Origin of the sequence: Isoptericola sp. NPDC056605, assembly GCF_042792795.1 — a bacterium.
In the GTDB taxonomy this organism is placed as follows: domain Bacteria; phylum Actinomycetota; class Actinomycetes; order Actinomycetales; family Cellulomonadaceae; genus Isoptericola.
The window spans coordinates 58,800-72,354 of record NZ_JBHTVT010000006.1; the positions used below are offsets into that span (position 1 = coordinate 58,800).

The 13,555-nt window shown below is 73.0% G+C and carries 12 protein-coding genes, 1 tRNA gene and 1 other RNA gene; 5 read left to right on the forward strand and 9 right to left on the reverse strand.

Annotation, left to right across the window (positions count from 1 at the left end; all coding sequences use genetic code 11):
- Positions 1-62 precede the first annotated feature (62 nt).
- Positions 63-159, reverse strand: an RNA gene (gene ffs, locus ACFQ8Y_RS08180) — signal recognition particle sRNA small type.
- A 137-nt stretch (positions 160-296) separates the two neighbouring features.
- On the opposite strand from ffs, the gene ACFQ8Y_RS08185 reads away from it, so the two are divergent.
- Positions 297-381: transfer RNA gene (locus ACFQ8Y_RS08185), tRNA-Ser, on the forward strand.
- 140 nt (positions 382-521) lie between these two features.
- Here ACFQ8Y_RS08185 and ACFQ8Y_RS08190 read toward each other — a convergent pair.
- The gene (locus ACFQ8Y_RS08190) at positions 522-1,964 is read right to left on the reverse strand and encodes an MFS transporter (protein WP_430585153.1); all 1,443 of its coding nucleotides are present in this window, start codon (positions 1,962-1,964) and stop codon (positions 522-524) included.
- Positions 1,965-2,119: 155 nt separating this feature from the next.
- Here ACFQ8Y_RS08190 and ACFQ8Y_RS08195 point away from each other — a divergent pair, with 155 nt between their 5' ends.
- A complete protein-coding gene (locus ACFQ8Y_RS08195; RefSeq protein WP_430551327.1) occupies positions 2,120-2,512 on the forward strand; it encodes a winged helix-turn-helix transcriptional regulator in 393 nt (130 codons plus the stop codon).
- Between the two features lie 65 nt (positions 2,513-2,577).
- A complete protein-coding gene (locus ACFQ8Y_RS08200; protein WP_430585154.1) occupies positions 2,578-3,333 on the forward strand; it encodes a class I SAM-dependent methyltransferase in 756 nt (251 codons plus the stop codon).
- Positions 3,334-3,363: 30 nt separating this feature from the next.
- On the opposite strand, the gene ACFQ8Y_RS08205 is transcribed toward ACFQ8Y_RS08200, so the two are convergent.
- Positions 3,364-4,665, reverse strand: coding sequence for a glycoside hydrolase family 6 protein (locus tag ACFQ8Y_RS08205; RefSeq protein ID WP_430585155.1), 1,302 nt, complete (start codon positions 4,663-4,665; stop codon positions 3,364-3,366).
- A 205-nt stretch (positions 4,666-4,870) separates the two neighbouring features.
- Here ACFQ8Y_RS08205 and ACFQ8Y_RS08210 point away from each other — a divergent pair, with 205 nt between their 5' ends.
- Both ACFQ8Y_RS08210 and ACFQ8Y_RS08215 read left to right on the forward strand, forming a co-directional pair.
- Positions 4,871-5,167, forward strand: coding sequence for a type II toxin-antitoxin system VapB family antitoxin (locus tag ACFQ8Y_RS08210; RefSeq protein WP_380320948.1), 297 nt, complete (start codon positions 4,871-4,873; stop codon positions 5,165-5,167).
- A gap of 61 nt (positions 5,168-5,228) precedes the next feature.
- On the forward strand, positions 5,229-5,864 hold the full coding sequence (locus tag ACFQ8Y_RS08215; protein ID WP_430551330.1) for a LytR C-terminal domain-containing protein: 636 nt from the start codon (positions 5,229-5,231) through the stop codon (positions 5,862-5,864).
- Positions 5,865-5,886: 22 nt separating this feature from the next.
- On the opposite strand, the gene ACFQ8Y_RS08220 is transcribed toward ACFQ8Y_RS08215, so the two are convergent.
- The 6 genes from ACFQ8Y_RS08220 to ACFQ8Y_RS08245 all read right to left on the reverse strand — a co-directional run bounded on the left by ACFQ8Y_RS08220 (position 5,887) and on the right by ACFQ8Y_RS08245 (position 13,468).
- Positions 5,887-7,245, reverse strand: coding sequence for a uracil-xanthine permease family protein (locus ACFQ8Y_RS08220; RefSeq protein WP_430585156.1), 1,359 nt, complete (start codon positions 7,243-7,245; stop codon positions 5,887-5,889).
- A gap of 195 nt (positions 7,246-7,440) precedes the next feature.
- Positions 7,441-10,137 carry a Tat pathway signal sequence domain protein gene (locus ACFQ8Y_RS08225; RefSeq protein ID WP_430585157.1) on the reverse strand — a complete coding sequence of 899 codons (2,697 nt, stop codon included), beginning with the start codon at positions 10,135-10,137 and terminating at the stop codon, positions 7,441-7,443.
- On the reverse strand, positions 10,134-10,844 hold the full coding sequence (locus ACFQ8Y_RS08230) for a DUF1961 family protein (RefSeq protein ID WP_430551333.1): 711 nt from the start codon (positions 10,842-10,844) through the stop codon (positions 10,134-10,136). The genes ACFQ8Y_RS08225 and ACFQ8Y_RS08230 overlap by 4 nt, the downstream gene beginning before the upstream one ends.
- Positions 10,826-11,539, reverse strand: coding sequence for a rhamnogalacturonan acetylesterase (locus tag ACFQ8Y_RS08235; protein ID WP_430551334.1), 714 nt, complete (start codon positions 11,537-11,539; stop codon positions 10,826-10,828). The genes ACFQ8Y_RS08230 and ACFQ8Y_RS08235 overlap by 19 nt, the downstream gene beginning before the upstream one ends.
- A gap of 1 nt (position 11,540) precedes the next feature.
- Entirely contained in the window at positions 11,541-12,494 is a 954-nt protein-coding gene (locus tag ACFQ8Y_RS08240; RefSeq protein WP_430551335.1) for a carbohydrate ABC transporter permease, read from the reverse strand.
- On the reverse strand, positions 12,494-13,468 hold the full coding sequence (locus ACFQ8Y_RS08245; protein WP_430551336.1) for an ABC transporter permease: 975 nt from the start codon (positions 13,466-13,468) through the stop codon (positions 12,494-12,496). Before ACFQ8Y_RS08245 ends, ACFQ8Y_RS08240 begins: the two co-directional genes overlap by 1 nt.
- Positions 13,469-13,555 lie beyond the last annotated feature (87 nt).

The following is a 13,555-nucleotide window of genomic DNA, read 5'->3' on the forward strand; positions in this document are numbered from 1 at the left end:
ATTCTGTGACCCGCGGCACTGTCGCGACGCTGCGAGGGCGGGACCAGCCGACCGGCCGGGACGTAGAGGACCCCCCGCACACCCACCAGAGCTCACTTACCCTTGCTGCCTTCCGGCCCTGGGGGAGTTCGGCGAGATGGTGCCGCACGAGGGGTCTGCCCGACAGCCTAACCGAGACCCTGCCCCGTCCCGAAACTCGGGGGCGAGACCGCCGTCACCCCCGCAGGATTCGGAGCCACGGCGGGGTGTCGGCTATTCTTCTGGGGCTGCCCGCGCAGGATGCGGGTCGCGCTCCAGGAGGATTCGCCTAGCGGCCTATGGCGCACGCTTGGAAAGCGTGTTGGGTTCACGCCCTCGGGGGTTCGAATCCCCCATCCTCCGCCGACCGACGGGGCTCGCACCACACGGTGCGGGCCCCGTCGTCGTTCACGCGCCCTTCTCGTCGCCGGGTCGCCAGATGATGTCGCCCACGTAGGCCTCGAACTGGGGGCGGACTCCCGCGAAGTCCGTCACGACGCGCGTCATCGGGCCCGCACCGCCCGGACCCCGACCACGGCGACGACGACGCCGACGGCCGCGGCGACCGCCGGTACCACCAGTGCGGCCTGGTACGACCCCAGGAGCGCGGCCGACGACGTCTCCGCACCGAGCGCCGCCACCTGGACGGCCGTCACGCCCGAGATGCCGAGCGCGGCGCCCAGCTGGAAGGACGTGTTCACGAGCCCGCCGGCCAGCCCCTGCTCCTCGGCCGCCACGCCGTCCGTGGCCGCGCTCACCAGCGGCCCGTAGGTGAGCCCGATGGCCAGCGCGACGAGCAGGAAGCTCGGGAGCATCGCCGCGTACGGCCAGTCGGCACCGACGCCCAGGAAGATCACGTAGGCGACCGTGGCGATGACGAACCCGCCCACCACGACCCGGACGTTGCCGAACCGACGTACCAGCACCGGGGTGAGCAGCGGGGCCAGGACGACGTCCGCACCGAGGACCAGAAAGGCGAGGCCGGCCTCCAGGCTGCTCCAGCCGCGCAGCTCCTGCAGGTAGAGCGTCACGATGAACTGGAAGCCGAAGAACGACGCCGTGAGCAGCGCCGCGCCCAGGTTCGCCCGGACCAGGGGCGACGAGCGCAGGATCCCGAGCCGCACCAGCGGCGACGCCGACCGGCGCTCGACGGCGACGAAGGCGGCCAGGAGCGCGGCGGCGCCGAGGAAGACGCCGACGGTGGTGGCCACGCCGTCGCCCGGGTGCTCCAGCCGGACGACGCCGTAGACGAGGAGCAGCATGCCTGCCGTGATCGTCGCGGCGCCGGCCAGGTCGAAGCCGGCCCGCGTCGCGGCACGCGCGGGGTCGCGGGGCAGGACACGGACGGCGGTCGCGAGCAGCACGGCCGCGAGCACGACCGGGGCGAAGAACACCCACCGCCACCCGAGCGACGTCAGCAGCCCGCCGGCCACGACCCCCAGCGAGAACCCACCCGCCGCGATCCCCGAGTACACGAGCACCGCACGGTCGCGCCGGAGCCCCTCGGGGAACGTCGTGGTGAGCAACGACAGCCCGGCCGGGGTGAGGAACGCCGCGGCGACGCCGGTGACGAACCGGGAGAGCAGCAGCACCCCGCCGCTGTCCGCGAGCCCGCCGAGACCGGAGAACACGAGGAAGACGACCAACCACACGAGGAACATCCGGCGGCGCCCGAGCAGGTCGGCCGCCCGCCCGCCGAGGAGCATGAAGCCGCCGTAGCCGAGGACGTACGCGCTGACGATGCCGCTGAGGGCGGCCGTGGACAGCCCGAGGTCGGCGCGGATCGCCGGCAGCGCGACGTTGAGCATGCCGATGTCGATCCCCTCGAGGAAGATCGCGCCGCTGACGACCACCAGCACCGCGAGCTCGCGGCCCGCCGGTCGGCCCGGTGGGCGGGCGGGTGCCGCCGGGCGGCTCGCGGCGGCGTCCGTTGCGGGTCGTGACATGGGCGGCTCCGTTCTGTCCGAGGGTTCGGTTCCTGTTCGACCTGTCGGTTCCCTCTTGTAACTGACCTCACCCTGGGGCAGCATCGACGGGTATGGAAGAAGGCACTTTTCCCGCACCCGGTTCCTGCGAGGGAACCGACGGGGAGTTCGACGTCATGAACTGGGACTCCCGCGAGGACTGCGAGGTGCGCCAGATCCTCGACCGCGTCGCCGACAAGTGGTCGCTCCTGGTGATCGCGCTGCTCGAGCGCCGCAGCCTGCGGTTCACCGAGCTCAAGCGCGAGATCGACGGCATCAGCCAGCGGATGCTCACCCAGACGCTGCGGCACCTCGAGCGCGACGGCCTCGTGCGTCGCACGGTGTACCCCGTCGTCCCGCCCCGCGTGGACTACGACCTGACGCCCCTCGGCGCGAGCCTGCACTCCACGATCAAGGCGCTCGTCACGTGGACGGAGGAGCACCAGCGGGAGATCGCCGTCGCCCGCACCCGGTACGACCGGCAGTCCGAGGCCGACGACGCCCCGCGGCCGGCCGCCGCGCGGGCCTGACCCGGCTCCCCGACCGCGCCGAATTCCCGTGCCCGGGCAGGGCGGCTCTGGGCAGGATGTGCGGCATGGACCGCACGTTCGACGAGCTCGTCGCCGAGGCCGACGCCGCACCGATGTCCGGCTGGGACTTCTCCTGGCTGGAGGGCCGCGCCACGGAGGAGCGCCCGAGCTGGCGGTACTCCCGCCTCCTGCACGAACGACTGGGCACCGTCGACGCCGCGCTCGACCTGCAGACCGGCGGGGGCGAGGTGCTGGCCGCCGCGCCGTCGCTCCCCCGTCTCGTCGTCGCCACCGAGGGGTGGCCCCCGAACGTCGCGGCGGCGACCGCGCGGCTGCACCCGCGCGGCATCGCGCTGGTCGCGCACGACGACGAGTCGCCGCTCCCCTTCGGCGACGCCTCGTTCGACCTCGTCACGAGCCGGCACCCCGTCGTCCCCCGCTGGGCGGAGATCGCCCGCGTGCTGCGCCCGGGCGGCGCCTACCTCGCCCAGCACGTCGGGCCCGCGAGCGTCTTCGAGCTCGTCGAGCTCTTCCTCGGCCCCCAGCCCGAGGACGTCCGGCGCGGCCGCGACCCGCAGGACGAGGTGGCCGCCGCCCGCGCGGCCGGGCTCGAGCTCGTCGACCTGCGGGCGGAGCGCCTGCGGATCGAGTTCCACGACGTCGGCGCCGTCGTCTGGTTCCTGCGGAAGGTCGTGTGGATGGTGCCGGGCTTCACCGTCGACGCCTACCGGACCGAGCTGCGCGACCTGCACGAACGGATCGTGGCCGACGGTCCGTTCGTCGCGCACTCGGCCCGGCACCTGGTCGAGCTGCGCCGGTAGCCCGGGGCCCGGCCGCCCCGGGCGGCCCGCTCAGGTGAGGGCGGGCACGGCGAGGTCGACCAGCTCGTCCGCCTGCTCCACGAACCACTGCCCGGCGGGCGGGTCCACCGTGCCGCGCTCGGGGTCGAGCGGCCCGCCGGTGCCGCGGAAGCACTGGCCGTCGGACTCCCCCGGCACCTTGATCCACAGGTAGGCGTCCACCAGCGGCTCGCCGGTGTCCAGGGTGGGCCGCAGGCCCAGACCGCGCGCCGGCGGGTTGCACCAGTCCTCGGCGTCCGCGTACACGTTCTCGGACGTCGCCGGGTCCCACGGCCCCCGCCCGTTGCGCGACGTGTCGACGACGAACGGCGTCGTGGCCCGCACGTCCCCGAGTTGCTGGGCGTACCGGGAGTCGACGCCGGCCGTGCTCAGGGCCGGGTCGGCCGCGTCGACCGACCACCGTCCGTACGGCGACATCTCCACGCCCGCCCAGCCGTTCGCGGGGCCGCCGTTCCAGTACTGGTTCCCGCAGTCGCCGAACGCCCCGCCCGCCTGGGTGACGAGCGCGAGGCACGACGAGATCCACCTCCCGTACGCCACCGAGTTCTCGGTGTACTGGTAGTTCGAGGCGTTGAGGAAGAACCCGTCCGCGCGCTCGACGCCCGCCTTCAGGAGCCGGTCGGCGTTGTCGCCCACGTTGAGCCACTTGCTGTTGCCGGCGTCGAGGTAGACCTTCGTGCCCGGCAGGGCGCCCAGGGTGTCGACGGCGTGGCGCAGCATGGTGAACCGTTCCGCCGCGGCCGTCGCCGGGTCCGCCTCCTCCGGCTGGCACCACTCCTGGTTCCCCTCGACGGTCGTGTACCAGGGGATGATGCCGAGCCCGTCCGGCTCGAGGACCACGACCGCCCGCTTGTTCCCGATCCCACGTGCGAACCCGTCGATCCACGCGGTGTACTCCGCGAGGGACGTGGCGCCGCCCGCGGAGTACTGCGCGCAGTCTCGGAAGGGGAGGTTGTAGGCGACCAGCACGGGGACCGCCTTGTCGGCGTGCGCGTGCACGACGACGTCCTTGACGTCCTGCCTCACCTCGCGCGGCGTGCCCCCGGTGAACCAGGTCGCCGTGGGGACGCCCGCGAGCGCGAGCGCGTCGTCGCGCGCGTCCCCGGTCAGACCCAGCTCCTCGACGTGGCCGATCGTCGAGCTGTCCGGGTCCACCCACAGCTGCGGGTCCGGCCGCGGTGGCGGCGCCGCGGACGCCGAGAGCCCGCCCAGGGCGAGACCCGCGGCCGCGGCGAGGACGGTGACCGCCCGGACCGTCGGGCTGGAGGGACGACGAGAGGAACCGAGGACCACGGCGATCTCCTTTGATCGGCGCCCGCGCGATGAGAGCGCTCCCACGCTGCTGTCGGTCCCAGCGTGCCACAGGGTTCCGACCGAGGCCAGGGTGGGCACGCGTCGCAGCCCCGCCGGGCGCCCGTGACGGGATCGTGACGGGATCGTGTCCGTATCGCGAGGCAACGAGACGGCCGGTCACAGGCCCACCCCTACGATGGCAGCCATGATCTTCAAGGCCGTGGGGGACGGCCGTCCCTACCCCGACCACGGGCACGTCACCGCCAAGGACTGGGTGGACGTGCCGCCGCGCCAGGTACGGCTCGACGAGCTCGTCACCACCAAGCGCACGCTGGACCTCGACCACCTGCTCGCGGAGGACTCCACGTTCTTCGGCGATCTCTTCGCCCACGTCGTCGAGTACCAGGGCGTGCTGTACCTCGAGGACGGTCTGCACCGCGCCGTGCGGGCCGCGCTCCAGCAGCGGCCCGTGCTGCACGCCCGGGTCCTCGTGCTCCGGTGACTCCCGCCACGACCGGCGGCGCTCCCGCGAACGTTCCCGCGAACTCGGGTAGTTTCTTCGCGTGACATCACCTGCCCCCGACCCGGTCCGCGAGACGCGCCGCAAGCGCGAGCACGAGCGGCAGGCCGTGGTCTTCGGGCTCATCATCGCGTTCCTGCTGCTCGCGGGCCTGGCGGCCGCCGCGATGTACTCGGGCGCGTTCAGCTCGCCGTTCTCGCGGCCCATCCACACGCCCGTCGCCGAGGCCCCCCAGCCCGAGCCGTGCCTGCCGCAGGTCAAGGGCCAGCCCGACGGCGCCCTGCCCGTGGCGTACTCCAAGGTCAAGGTGCGCGTCTACAACGCCGCCGACGGCAGCGAGCCCCTCGCCGGCGCGAACGAGGACGTTCTCAGCGAGCGCGGCTTCAACATCGTCGACACCGGCAACTGGGTGGAGCAGCTGGGGCAGTCGGAGGTGCGCTTCGGCACCAAGGGCATCACCCGTGCCTACACCCTCGCGGCCCAGTACCCCGACGTCCGCCTCGTGCTCGACGACCGCAAGGGCAACACCGTCGACCTCCTGGTCGGCGAGGAGTACAGCCCGCCGCTCAGCGAGGACAGCGTGCTGCTCGACGCCGAGACCCCGATGAAGGACGCCGAGGGGTGCGAGCCCGCCGACGAGATCACGCCGATCCCCCAGGTGACCCTGCCCAAGAAGTAGGGCCGGGCCACCCGGGCGGACGTCAGTCCGTCACGTCGGCCGCGGCGGGGGCCGACGCCGGCGAGGCCGGCTCCTGGCCGGTGCCGCGCCACCGGGCGATCGCGCGCATGCCGTGGTAGATCACGAGCGCGGACGCGGTGCCGATCGCGATGCCCTCGAAGGTGAGGTCGCCGGCGGCGAACGTGAAGTTCGCGATGCCGATGATCAGCGGGACGGCGGCGGTGGTGAGGTTCACCGGGTTGCCGAAGTCCACCTTGCCCTGCACCCAGATGCGGGCGCCGAGGATGCCGATCATGCCGTAGAGCATCGTCGTCGCCCCGCCGAGCACGCCCGCGGGGATCGTGGCGACGAGCGCGCCGAACTTGGGCGACATCGACAGCAGCAGCGCCGTCGCCGCCGCCACCCAGTACGCCGCCGTCGAGTACACGCGGGTCGCGGCCATGACGCCGATGTTCTCGGCGTAGGTCGTGGTGCCGGAGCCGCCGCCGACGCCCGCGAACGTGGTCGCGAGACCGTCGGCGAACAGCGCCCGGCCCGCGACGTCGTCGAGGTTCTTGCCGGTCATCGCCGCGACCGACTTCACGTGCCCCACGTTCTCCGCGATGAGCACCAGCACCACGGGCACGAAGAGGCCCAGCACCGCCGGGTCGAACGACGGGGTGACGAAGTGCGGGAAGCCGAACCAGCCGGCCTTCGCGACCTCGGCGAAGCTCACCTGGCCCTGGAGCAGCGCCGCCACGTAGCCGATCACGACGCCGACCAGGGTCGACAGGCGGCCGATGATGCCCTTGAACAGCACGGTGACGAGGATGATCGCCGCCAGCGTGATCGTCGCCGTGAGCGGCGCGGCGCGGAAGCCGCTGTTGCACGCCTGCACGATCTCGCCGTCCACGACGGACTCCGTGCAGGTGCCCCAGGCCGCCGGCGCCAGGTTCAGGCCGATGAGCGCGACGATCGTGCCGGTGACGACCGGCGGCATGACGACGTCGATCCAGCGGGCGCCGGCGAAGTGCACCAGCGCGCCGATCGCCGCGAGCACGACGCCCGTGACGAGGATGCCGCCCACGGCCACCGACTCGCCGTGCGAGGCCGTCGCCGCGGTGATGGGGGCGATGAACGCGAAGCTCGACCCCAGGTAGCTGGGCAGGCGGTTCCGCGTGATCAGCAGGAACAGCGCCGTGCCGATGGCCGAGAAGAACAGCGTCGTCGCGGGCGAGAACCCGGTGATCAGCGGCACGATGAACGTGGAGCCGAACATCGCCACCACGTGCTGCATGCCGATGCCGATGGTGCGCGGCCAGCTCAGCCGCTCGTCGGGTGCGACGACGTCGCCGGGGGCGACGTGCCTGCCGTCACCGTGCTTGGTCCAGCCGAGGCTCATGGTGCTCCGTCCGTCGGGCCCGCGTGCGGGCCGTCGTGCTCACCGCTGTCGCTCGCCCGTGAACGTCCGGTGAAGATTGCCGCCGCACAGCGTACTGGCCGGACGCCGAGGTAGTTCACCTCCTGCCGAGGTAGTTCGTGACACCGTGTCACGAACTACCTCGGCGGGACCGGAGCTACCTCGACAGGACCGGAGCTACCTCGGCAGGAGGCGGTGGCCGACGAGCGCGAGGTTCTGGATCGTGGCGAGGCTGCACTGGGCGGCGTCGTTCGTGGACAGCGTCCGTGCCTCGTCGATCCGCACCAGGGTCTCGGGCGGCAGCACAGGTACGGGGTGGAAGGCCTCCTCCCCCATGAACTCCCCGCCCCGGAAGTAGGCCCGCCACGCGACGTCGGCCAGGGCGTCGTCACCGAGCCGCGCCGCGGCGTACGCGGCGAGGCGCGAGTGCGCCTGCTCGAGGTTCGTGCCCGACGGCGCGACGCCGAGCTCGGCCTCCTGCTCCGCCGGCGTCGCGAGGTACAGGCGGCAGTACTGCAGCCATGCCTCCTTGAAGCCCGGCGCGTCGACGAGGCCCGCGTCGACCAGCGACACGAGCTCCGAGCAGATCTCCACGAGCCCGAAGACGGCGGACAGGTGCGACACGGTCACCCGGTCGCGGTCGGTGGCGAACCGGCCGGTGCCCAGGTCGTACAGCGCCTCGCCGGTGAAGAAGCCGTGCCTCAGCGCGCCGATGTCGGTCATGGTGCCGACCAGCCGGTCGCGCGACCGCTCGTTCCCCGTGGTCTCCCAGTCCGCGAGCCAGGTGGCGGCCAGGGCGCTCCAGTCCGTGCCGAGCCCGACGGCGAGCGCCTCCGGCCGCGGACGGTAGGTCGCGGCGTCGGGCCGCACCTTGCGCGTCGGGTCGAGCCCGAGGAAGTTCCGGTCGGAGTCGCGCAGCTCGAGCATCAGGTCGCGCGTGTGCTCGTCACCCGTGAGGAAGTAGTGCGGCCGCCGGTAGGCCGGCGTCGAGATGCGCACCTGCTTGGCGCTGCACCCCCAGTGCTGCACGTTGTGCCGGCTGCCCAGCCCCTGCCAGGGGCCCGCGTGGTAGACGTCCACGTCCCCCGTGTGGCGGGTCATGCGCTCGGCGAGCCGGAAGACGTCGGCCCTGCCCGTGCGCAGGAACGACGTCCACAGCCACAGGTCCGGCGACAGCTCGGAGTTGTCCCAGGCGTAGCCGCCCACGTCGTAGCGCCACACGTGCCGGTCGGGGTCGTAGGCGTGCATGACGTCGCCGTAGCTCCAGAACCCGTACCAGGACCGCTGGTCCACCTGTCCGACGTAGAAGTCGAGCATCGTGGCGAGCCGGTCCTCCAGCGCCGCCCGCTCGGGGGTGCCCCGGTCGACGAGGTCCCAGTCGCCGAGCACGCGCGCGGCGTGCAGCGCCTCGGGGGCGGGCACGAGCTGGGGCCGGGCCGCGGTGCCCGCGGCGAGACGGGCCAGCGCGTCGGCGTCGGGCGTGGAGGCGAACGCGGTGACGGTGAGCTCGTGCGTGCGGCCGATGCCGTGCGCGTTCCCGAACCCCGGCTCGTAGTCCTCGTAGGTGATCTCGAGGGCGTCGAGCTGGTCGTCGTACGTGTCCTGGCCGAGGCCGTCGTGGTAGAAGCGCAGGTCCATCGGCGCGGCGTCGGGCGACCAGAGCCAGGTCGTGAGGGAGCCGACGTCGGAGGTCGCGCGCTCGACGTCGATCCCGGTGGGGTGCGACTGCCAGAACCCGGTGAGCCCCACGGCCAGGCCGCCGCCGGTGTCCCCCAGGTAGCCCAGGCCCTCGGACCGCGTGCCCTGCGCGACGTCGATCCACGGCCGGTCGGTGGCGGTGCGCTTGTGCACCGTGAAGCCGTGGGCGGAGAGCTGGCGCAGCGACCAGGCCTCCCAGGTCGGCACCCACCGCAGGCGCCCGGAGACGCTCTCGTCCCACTCCTCCGGCGGCGGGGTGGCGCGGCCCGCGACCTGCGCGGCACGCACCTCCTCGCCCGGGTCACGACGCAGCCCGGTGATCCCCTGCACCGCCTCGCGCACCAGCCCGCCGTCCGCCCCCGCGAGGCGCACGTGCCGGTCGTAGGGCGCGGCACGCAGCGGGACGTCGAAGCGCAGGCCGAGGGACGACAGGAAGTCGCGCTCGGGGTCGCCGTCCCACACGAACGAGTGCACCAGCCGGAACGTCGGCGCCCCGGCCGCGAGCACCAGCCGCAGCGTGAACGGCAGCCAGGCGGGCGCGCCGTCCTCGTGGGCGCGGTCGACGTCGCGGTGCGCGCCCGTCACCCGCACGACGGCGCGCACCGGGCCGGCCTGCTCCACGACGACGTCGCGCACCACGCCCACCGACTCGCGCCGCGCCCGGTGGTCGGGCTCCGGCCGGTCCTGGCGGCTGGACACCAGCCGCCCCGCGCGGGCCACCTCCGCGCCCCGTACCCGCACGGACCGCACGACGTCCGGCCCGGAACGCCCCACGACCACCGTGCACGCGCCGGTGTCCACGACGACCTCGTCGGCGTGCTCCGTCACCGTGACGGCGGGCCCGGTGCCGCCCTGGGCGTCCCTCGGGTCGGCGGCGACCACGCGGTACGACGCGCTGGGCGGCGTCGCCGCGCCGAGCGCGACACCGGACCACTTCACGCTGCCGTCGGGCCACGTCGCGAGCGGCCACGTCTGCGCCGGGACGGTGCGGTCCCAGGCGTCGACGACGGCGAGCGCCGCGGCGTCGCGCACCGCGCCCGGGCGGAACGGGACGCCGCAGGTGACGCCCCCGACCGTGAGGTCCGGCGCGACGTCGTCGAGCCAGCGCAGCGGGACGCCGACCGCCCGCGGGGCGTCGGCGGGGTCGGCGGTGTGGACGGCGGTAGCGGTGGTCATGACAGCGGGGTCACCTCGAGGTTGCGGTAGTGGGCGACGAGCGGGGCCATCTGCCGGAAGCCGATCCGGCCGGCGCCCAGCGGCGCGTCGTCGTGGAACGTGAAGAGGGTGAGGTCGTCGATCGCGAAGGCGACGTCGGCGCCGCGCTTGGTCACGCGCACCCGGTAGGGGCCGTCGGCGTCGTCGGGGCCCGGCAGCGGGTCGGCCCCCTGCGCGACGAGGCGGAAGCCGGGGCTCTTGCGCAGGTTGCAGGTGCGGAACCGCTTCTCGGACGCCCACTTGCGGCGCAGGTAGCTCACGTGGAGCGTCGACACGTCGCCCGAGTGGTACTGCGGGTAGAACCCGGTGCGCTCGGCCAGCGACGGGTCGAAGAGGTCGCGGCCGTCGGTGCCCGTGGCGGCGAAGAACAGCATCGCCAGGCCGTCGCCGGCCAACGGGCGGAAGTCCCAGGAGATCTCGACGTCCGCCGCGAAGACCTCCGGGCACCAGTAGGTGACGTGCGCGTGGTCCCCGCGGCCGTCGGCCACCAGCGCGGCCTCGTCGGCCGTGCTGCGCAGCACCAGGCCGTCGTCGCCGTGCTCGACGCCGACCGGGCCCTCCGCCACCCACCCGGCGAGGTCGGCGGGGTCGGCCAGGGCGTTCCGGTAGGTCCCCGCCACCGTGACGTGCGAGCCGGCGACGGGCGCCGTCACGGCTGCATCACCCACGCCCCGAGCGGCTCCTCGGCGTCGTGCACGCCGTCGAGCGACGCCAGCGCCTCGCCCACGTAGCGGGCGACGGCGCGCGCCCCCGCCGTCGTGAAGTGGGTGTTGTCCTTGCTCAGCGCGTCGTCGACGGGAAGCGCGTCCGCATCGGCCGCGCCGTGCGGGAACAGCGCGGCCGAGGCGTCGCGACCCAGCCACCCGTACAGCCAGCGCGTGAACGCCGTGAGGTCGAGCACCGGCACGTCGAGCTCGTGCCCGAGCGTCCGCACCGCCGCCGGGTAGGGCCCGTGCGACCAGCGCAGCGGCGCGTCGGGGCCGTCGCCGTCGTAGAGGCGGCGCTCGACGCTCGTGGCCAGCACCGGCCGCCCCCCGTTCGCGCGCGCCTCCGCCACGAACTGCGCGAGCCGGTCGGTGTATCCGCCCTCGGCGGCGAGCTCGTCCGGCTGCTTCTGGTCGTTGTGGCCGAACTGGATCACCACCGTGTCGCCGGGGCGCAGCTCGGCGAGCAGCGCGTCCCAGCGCCCCTCGGCGCGGAACGACGCCGTGGTGGCGCCGCCGATCGCGTGGTTGCGGACGACGTCGCCGGTGAACGGGGCGAGCTCGTCGCCCCAGCCCAGCAGGGGGATCGCGGCGTACCCGGAGGTGCGGCCGTGGTCGGTGGGGGCGACGGTCGAGTCGCCCGCGAGGTGGATGGTCATGTCAGCCCTTCACGCTCCCGATGAGCATTCCCTTGGCGAAGTGCTTCTGGAGGAACGGGTAGGCCAGCAGCACGGGGATGGTGGCCACGATGACCACCGCGAACTTGATGCCCTGCGCGGGCGGGGGCAGCTCGGTGCCCATGTCCTGCGCGGACATCGACGCCGAGGCCGTCACCTGCCGCAGGAACATCTGCAGGGTCCACATGTCCTGGTCGTTCAGGTACAGCAGCGGGGACATGTAGTCGTTCCAGATCCCCACCGCGTAGAACAGGGCGAACGTCGCGAGCACCGGCTTGGACAGCGGCACCACCACGTGCCGCAGGATCTGCAGCTCGTGCGCGCCGTCGATCTTGGCGGACTCCTCCAGCTCCTGCGGCAGCTGCTGGAAGAAGTTCTTGATGATGATGAGGCTGAAGGGGTTGATCGCCGCGGGCAGGATCAGCGCCCAGTAGGAGTCGAGCAGGCCGAGCTCCTTGACCACGAGGAACGTGGGGATCATGCCCGCGGAGAACACCATCGTGAACACGACGACGGTCATGATGGTGCGCCGCCCGGGCAGGTCGACCTTCGACAGCGGGTAGGCCATCAGCGCCGTCAGGGCGAGCTGGACGAGCGTGCCGACCAGCGTGACGAGCACGGTGGTGACGAAGGCGCGCACGAACGCGTCCGAGGACAGGATCGAGGCGTAGGAGCCGGTCGTGAACTCGCGCGGCCACAGGAAGAACGGGCGCGTGGTGATCTCGAGCTCGGTCGCGAACGAGCCCGCGAGCACGTACAGGAACGGCAGCAGCGCGAGCAGCCCGACGGCGACGAGCAGCACCACGTTGACGACGTCGAACGCCCGCCCCGCGCGGGTGTTGAACCGCTGGTGCTGGGTGGACGGCTTCGAGGCCCGCCGGGCGCGGGGCGTCGGCACGGGCGCGGGCGCGGGGACAACGGTCTCGGTCGTGGCCATCAGAAGATCCCCTGCTGGTTGAAGCGCTTGGCGAGCCAGTTGGTGCCGAAGATCAGCACCAGCCCGACGATCGCCTTCGACAGGCCCACCGCGGTGGAGTAGGAGTACGCGCCCTGCTGGATGCCGGTGAAGTACACGTACGTGTCGAACACGTCCGCGACGGTGCGGTTGAGCGCGTTGGACATCAGGTAGATCTGCTCGAAGCCGGTGTTGAGGATCTCCCCGGTCTGCAGGATGAGCATGACGATGATCGTCGGGCGGATCGCGGGCAGGGTGATGTGCCAGGTGCGCTGCCAGCGGCCCGCGCCGTCGATGACGGCGGCCTCGTACTGCTCCTGGTCCACGCTGGCCAGGGCGGCGAGGAAGATGATCGTGCCCCAGCCGGTGGACTTCCAGACGGTCTGCAGCAGGATCAGCGGCCGGAACCAGTCCGGGTCGGCGAGGTAGTTCGTCTCGGTGCCCGTCAGGCCGTCCAGGAAGGACGACAGCGGCCCGGTGCCGATCGCGAACAGCAGCGCGGTCAGCGACACGACCACGGTCCAGGACAGGAAGTGCGGGATGTAGACCAGCGTCTGCACCGTGCGCTTGAGCACCGACAGCCGCACCTCGTTGAGCAGCAGCGCCAGCACGATGGTCAGCGGGAACGCGACGAACAGGCTCAGCGCCGCCAGGATCAGCGTGTTGCCCAGCAGCCGCGGGAAGTCGGGGTTGGAGAAGAACTCCTGGAAGTGGTGCCAGCCCACCCACTCGGAGCCCTGGATCCCCAGGAACGGCACGTAGTTCTTGAACGCGATCTGCGCGCCCCACATCGGCCAGATGCGGAACAGCAGGAAGTACAGGATGCCCGGCAGCAGCATCACCAGCAGCCACCGGTAGCGCACCACCCGCGCCCAGCCGCGGTGCGGCCGGCGGGGCGCGGGAGGGGCGGCGGGCACGGGGGTGCCGGCCTGCTCGACGTCGACGACGGCGGTCATCGCAGCCTCCTTCTCGGACGGGGCGCGGGGCCGGGCCGCAGGGCCCGCAGGGGCGGGCCGACGGGCCGGCCCCGCGCCGGGAGGGGA